General features: G+C 41.4%; 2 protein-coding genes. Both read left to right on the top strand.

Going from position 1 to position 6379, the window contains the following annotated elements:
• The first annotated feature begins 15 nt into the window (after nucleotides 1-15).
• Complete coding sequence (locus AC6F75_RS11960; protein WP_500715252.1) at nucleotides 16-108, top strand: hypothetical protein; 93 nt, start codon at nucleotides 16-18, stop codon at nucleotides 106-108.
• A 567-nt stretch (nucleotides 109-675) separates the two neighbouring features.
• Nucleotides 676-6379, top strand: a 5704-nt coding sequence (locus AC6F75_RS11955; protein ID WP_500715250.1) for an Ig-like domain-containing protein, incomplete at its 3' end; no start/stop codon positions are given.

The raw sequence follows: 6379 nt of genomic DNA, 5'->3' as shown, positions 1-6379 counted from the left end.
AGCTTAGAGACTCAAATCGATGTTTCAAACTTTGCGTCAGGTCCTTACTTGATTCAAGTAACCACTTCAACCGGAAAGACAGGTATCTTCAGGTTGATTAAAAAATAACCTTTCATTAGGTTACAATTTTAAATTCATTTTTAATAAAAAAGCTGTCCTTTCGGACAGCTTTTTTTTGTGGTATCCTTTATGTAAAGAAGGGAGTACACTTTTAAAATCTAAATATAAATATAAGTCGGCTTCAAATAAAATTCAAAAAACTCTTGTTCGTGATTTAAATAAAGCAAATATTTCATCTGTTTATATTTATTTGTTTTTTATCGGTCAGACCTGCCTGCCGCTTTGTCGCCTGAATCCGCCTATTGGCGGAGCAAGGCGGTTGGTATGGCAATTTTGCTTATGGACATTTCATACAATAAAAACTAAGAAAGTGAATCTTATTTGATAATATTTACAGGATCATCCTCACAAAAAAAACACTCCTTGCAAAGAGAAAAAAATAGGTATTTAAATGCCCCTATAGCATTAAAAAAAACCTTTAGTGCTTTCCGTTTAACGATTTTTTATTACTTTTATCGATTATTAACTGAATTTTAAGTTTTTATTATAAAAAAAATAACAAAATAAGCAATTGATTTTTATTGAGGAAGAATCGTTTAATTAAATAACCGAATTATGAGAAAAATTATTTTTTTTCCTTTACTCCTACTGTTTTCAATATGGAGTTATGGGCAGTACAATTTCCCTACTATTTCAGGACCTGTTACGGTCACTCAGGGATCACCAACTCTTGTGATTAATGACGCGGGAAACAGTGTAGGGGTTCCGGCAGCTCAATACAACGAGTTTACTGTTACTGTAGATTGGTCTGATGACTTATTTGCTTGGTCTTTTGAGGCCGGTCTTACAATGACAACAGCTGCAGGTGCTGTATTCATTGCACCACCAACTACCGGTGGGCAATTTAGTGGCGATCCCACAACCATTACTTTTTCAGGGTTCTTCCCGGCATCTTATGATCCATCTGTAAATGGAACAATGTCAATTACACTTGACCAAGACTATGGAGGCACCAGTGCAAATTGGTCAAATATAATTGTTACAATTGTAGCTCCCGCTTCCTGTACCGCACCGGATTTATTGAACGCAACAAACATTACACCCACAACGGCAGATTTAGTATGGACAGAAACCGGAACGGCCACACTATGGGATATAGAATGGGGAACATCAGGCTTTACCCCTACCGGAACACCCACCATTGCAGGAGTTTCATCAACAACCCAATCTATATCAGGATTATCTACTGACACTTCTTATAGTTTTTACGTAAGGGCCAATTGTGGAGTTAACGGCTACAGCCCCTGGACAGGACCCTATACTTTTACCACACTTTTATTGGTAAGTCCTCCTTATATGGAAGGTTTTGCAACCACTGCAACCCCTCCGGGTTGGGAAATAAACGATTGGACTATTGGTTCCGACAGAGGAGTGACGGGAAATCCCGGCAACAATATTTATAAAAACCTATGGTCATCTGAACCTACAGGGTCCTTTACCTCTGTTACTGTTGGGCCGGTAACTTCAGATATGGTTTTTAGTTTTAATTATATAGTGGCCGATTTTTCACCTCCATATGCACCGCCGGCAATAGGCTCCGGAAACTTTGTTTTGGAGGTTTCAACAGATTTTGGTTTTAATTATACCGTAGTAGAAACAATAGACAATAATGGAGTTGCTGATTGGCAAACAAAGGCCTACCCACTTACTTCTTTTGCAGGACAGAATGTAAAGTTAAGAATCACCGGAAACAGGTTTTCAGGAGATTATGATCTGGCTTTTGATAATTTTGTTATTGAAGTTCCACCTGCTTGTCTGGTTGCCTCTGATGTAGTTTTTTCAAACATACTACAAAATTCTGCAGATGTAGCGTGGACTGCTTCACCCGATGAAACAAACGGCTACAATTGGGTGGTTATGAATCAAGGTGATATACCGGGCACAGATACATCTGTTTCAAGTGGCAGTACAGCTACCGGGGTAACCAATACCACAGTTGCAGGTTTAAATGCTCTAACCCATTATGATTTTTATGTTCAAACCAATTGTGGTGTAGCAAATGGCCTAAGTACTTGGTTTGGACCCAATACATTTCAAACCCTTGTCGATTGTTCAATTTACACCCTTAGTGTTACAGCTACAGGTGGGGGCGTTTGTGACAAAGGTTCAGCCACGCTTAGCGCCATAGCCGGTGGTGGGGGTAGCGATATCTTTTGGTATGACGCCGCTGTAAGTGGTAATTTATTAGGCATTGGAAGCACCTTTGAAACACCTTTTATCGATGTAACAACCTCTTTTTGGGCTGCAGAAGTAGTGCATGGAGGAAATCTTACAGGTCAAGGGTTTGCCAATCCACCAGCTTCTTTATCAAATTCAACATCAAATGCAGGAGGGCTTCTTTTTACAGTTACCAATCCTATTATTATTGTTGATGTGGAAGTTTTTAGCACCAATGCAAACAGTGGTGACATTACCATTGAATTAAGGGATATTGATAATGGCAATGAGACCATTGCATCTACTGTGGCATCCATTACAGGAGGAGGCACCGCCGGAGCACCAATTTCACAAATTGTATCTCTTAATTTTGCAGTACCTGCTGCCGGAAATTACAGATTGGTCAGAACAGCGGCTACTGCCACTGTAGGTATGGGTAATGTACTTTCTGCAGGCACCAACTTTCCCTACCCTCTTGGAAGTTCAGGTGAAGTTACCGGAGGTTCTACTTTAGCAGGAACATCAACAACCCATTTCTTTTTTTATAACTGGACTATTATTGAGATTCCACTTTGTGAATCCACTCGCGATGAAGCAATTGCTACAGTTTATGATACCATTCCTGTTGAAGCCAGTGCTACCCTAACAACTATTAATCCGGGTGGCAGTACAACACTAACAGCAACCAGTCCCAACACCAACTACACCTATGCGTGGACTTGGGACGGTGGCGGACCTCTTGCAGGAGCCAGTGTAATGGTAACACCAACTGACAATACCACCTATACCGTTACTGCTACAGATTCCGTTACCGGCTGTGTAGCTACTGATGAAATAACAATTTTAGTCTTTAATACAGCATTGTGTAATGATTTAAATATTTCGAATGTTGTTCATGGCAGCGTTTGTGATGAAGGATCTGTGACTCTGGAGGCTACAAGTTCTGGTATCGGAAATAGTATCTATTGGTATGATGCAGCTGTTGATGGAAATTTAGTCTATATTGGTGCTTCTTTTGACACACCTTATCTTACGGAAACCACCTCATTTTGGGCGACAGAAGTACTTCATTCCGGGAATTTAACGGGACAGGCATTTGCAAACCCAACTACTTTCGGAACTTCTACCGGAAACTTTGGGCTTCTATTTAATGTTACCAGTCCAATTATTATAGTTGATGTAGAGGTTTTCGGCACCAGCGCAACAGGCGGTGATGTAACTATCGAATTGAAAGACATTAATGATGGTAATACCACCATTGCCACTGCTATAGCAAGCATTACAGGTGGTGGCACCACTGGAGCGCCTATTTCGCATATCGTGACTCTTGGTTTTGAAGTGCCCGCCGGGAACTACAGACTTGTTAAAACAGATGCTACAGCTAATGTAGGTATGGGTAACGTTTCAGAAGCAAACAGTAACTTTCCTTATCCTTTGGGAACTTCAGGTGAAGTTACAGGAGGTGCTTCTGTAACAGGTACTTCAACTATTCAGTACTATTTTTTCAATTGGACCATAGTAGAAGGCTCGATTTACTGTGAATCTACCCGTGTAGAAGCTGTTGCTACGGTTCATGAAATCATTGACGTGACGGTTAGCTCTGATGCGGTTCCGACCAACTCTATTGCACCGGGAGGAAATACCAACCTGACAGCCAGCAGTACAAATACCAACTACACCTATGTTTGGACATGGCCCGGTGGTACCGATAACGGAGCAACCATAAACGTTTCTCCAAATACTAATACTACTTATACCGTTACTGCTACAGACAGTGTTACCGGTTGTGTAAACACAGCAGAGATTACCATACTTGTTTATGATTTAACACCATGTAACGATTTGGATATTACCTCTACAACAGGTGATTTTGTATGTGATGAAGGAACAGTAACCCTATCGGCTACTGCAGCAGGAATTTCAGGTGACGGAATTTATTGGTATGATGCTCAATTTGATGGCAATCGGGTTGGTACAGGTAATACATTTGATACACCTTTTATTACTCAAACTACATCTTACTGGGCCGCAGAAGTATTCTTGGGCTCCACCATACTCACAGGTCAGGCGTTTGCAAATCCAACAACTTTTAGTAACTCTTCCGTTAATGGGGGCTTACTATTCTATGTTGACAGCCCAATTACCATTGTTGATGTAGAAGTTTTTGGAACAAACGCAACCAGCGGCGATGTCACCATTGAATTAAGGGATATTAATGCCGGCAATGTTGCCATTGCCACAGCTACATTTTCAATTACAGGTGGAGGCTCTGCAGCCAGCCCTGTACCACATACCATTCCTCTTGGTTTTAATGTGCCTGAAGGAAGCTACCGCATTGTAAGAACTGGTGCTACAGCCTCAGTAGGTATGGGTACAGTTTCAGCAGCTAACAGTAACTTTCCCTATCCGTTGGGAACTTCAGGTGAAGTTACAGGGGGTGCTACTTTAACAGCAACTTCAACGGTTCAGTACTACTTTTTTAACTGGACTATTGAAGAGGTGTTATTTCTTTGTGAATCTCCAAGAGAAGAAGTAATTGCTACTGTGATTGAGATTGATGAAGTTGACGTATCGGCTACCCAAATGAATATTTCATCCGGTGGCAGTACTGACCTTACCGCATCAAGCACTAACACCAACTACACCTATGTCTGGACTTGGGATGGTGGCACCGATACCGGAGCAACAATTACGGTTTCTCCAACAGTACATACTACTTATACCGTAACCGCTACAGACTCTGTAACCGGTTGTGTGGCCACTAATGAAATTACAATTTTAGTATTTGATACTACATTATGTAACTCGTTAGACATTACAGCCACTACCGATGACACTATTTGTGTGGGTGAAACAGCCACCTTAACAGCGACTGCAAGTGGCACAGGTGATGTAATTTACTGGTACGATGCTGAGTTTGACGGAAATATGGTAGGTGAAGGTGCCTCTTTTGAAACACCTGTACTTACCCAAACAACATCCTATTGGGCTGCTGAAGCAATAACACAGAGCCAAGCTGACTTTGTAGGACCATTGGACTCTACTATAGGTACCTCTTTAGGCTCAAGCGTTTCTCACCGTTTGTTTTTTGATGTTTCATCTGCTACAACGATAGTGTCGGTTGATATATTCCCCACAGCAACAATAGGTTCAAACGGAAGTGTACAAATACGTGACAACACTCAGCAAGTTTTATATGATATTCCTTATACAACAACTGTAACAGGTGGAACTGTACAAACGGTTATCCTGAATGCACCTCTTAATGCCGGAACAGGCTATGAAATGCAACAAGGAACTGCAATCAACTTACATAGGAATTCAACAGGAGGCTCTTATCCATATACCAGTTCTAATGTTCAAATTACCGGAAATAGCTTTTTTTCCCCTGATTACTATTACTATTTCTACAATTGGGAAGTTGAAGGAACCTTATTATTGTGTGAATCAGACAGAGAAGAAGCCATTGCCACGGTAACAAGTGATGATGCACCCGTGGGTGATGCAAACCAGAACTTTATGACCGGTGAAACTTTGGCTGACTTGATTGTTACAGGTACAAACCTTACCTGGTATTCAGATGCATCTGGAACTAATGAACTTCTTGACACTACCCCATTGGCTGACGGCACAACCTATTATGTAAGCCAAACAGTCAATGGATGTGAAAGTCAGTTACTGGCAATCACAGTAACAGAAATCCAACCTGCTTGTGATGCACCAACGGCATTGACGCTTGTTGCAGTTACCGAAACCACTGCAACTATTTCCTGGACAGCTTCAACTACCGAAACCGGTGGTTATAACTGGCTGTTGATGAACAATGGCGATGATCCGTTGACCGGTACACCCGTTCAAAGCGGAAGTGTTGCAACAGGCATTACAACCCTTGGACTTACAGGACTTGATGATGATACTACCTATGATCTTTATTTACAAACAGCTTGTGTAGGAGAAGAGAGTGCTTGGGCAGGCCCATTGAACTTTACAACCGATGCTTATATTTGTGATGCACCAACGGCATTGACGCTTGTTGCAGTTACCGAAACCACTGCAACTATTTCCTGGACAGCTTCAACTACCGAAACCGGTGGTTATAACT

Source organism: Planktosalinus sp. (assembly GCF_059864935.1).
The sequence above is the reverse complement of the archived record's forward strand: the minus strand, read 5'-3'. Positions and strand labels throughout refer to the sequence as shown.